Origin of the sequence: Alcanivorax profundi (assembly GCF_003597125.1) — a bacterium.
GTDB classification, from domain to species: Bacteria; Pseudomonadota; Gammaproteobacteria; order Pseudomonadales; family Alcanivoracaceae; genus Alcanivorax; species Alcanivorax profundi.
In genome coordinates, this window is the sequence record NZ_QYYA01000167.1 from 1 (window position 1) to 389 (window position 389).

General features: G+C 54.8%; 1 protein-coding gene. It reads right to left on the reverse strand.

The window, feature by feature from the left end; genetic code table 11:
* On the reverse strand, positions 1 to 337 hold a 337-nt coding region (locus D4A39_RS19365; protein WP_147393980.1), incomplete at its 3' end, for an RNA-dependent RNA polymerase family protein.
* Positions 338 to 389 lie beyond the last annotated feature (52 nt).

Below are 389 nucleotides of genomic sequence, written 5' to 3' on the forward strand. Positions count from 1 at the left end.
GACGTCTTTGTTCACGACACTTTTCTTGTAGCTGCCTGAGGGAGAACACCATGTCGATGGTTGATCGCTTGGCCCGGAACCCACACTGTGACTCGGGATACACACGGTCAGCAAGTACCTGCAGGCGGTTGAGGACAACCCTGGCGAAGGCCTTTCCCACAGTGCTGAGGAGAGAGATCCCACGATAGTTGTTACAGTCGCTGCGGTCGCCCTTGTTCTTGTAGAGCGTGACGATCTTCGCATCCCGCATGTCTTGGGGTATCGTTCCCTCTTCCCAACACTGTAGCAAAAGCTTATGGAAATGTTCAAGGAGGGAGCTCTCTTTTGCGGCTTTCACAACCTCTGGTGGGATTCGGTCGCTGCCTGGTGCTTTCCCGCAAGACAGCGAG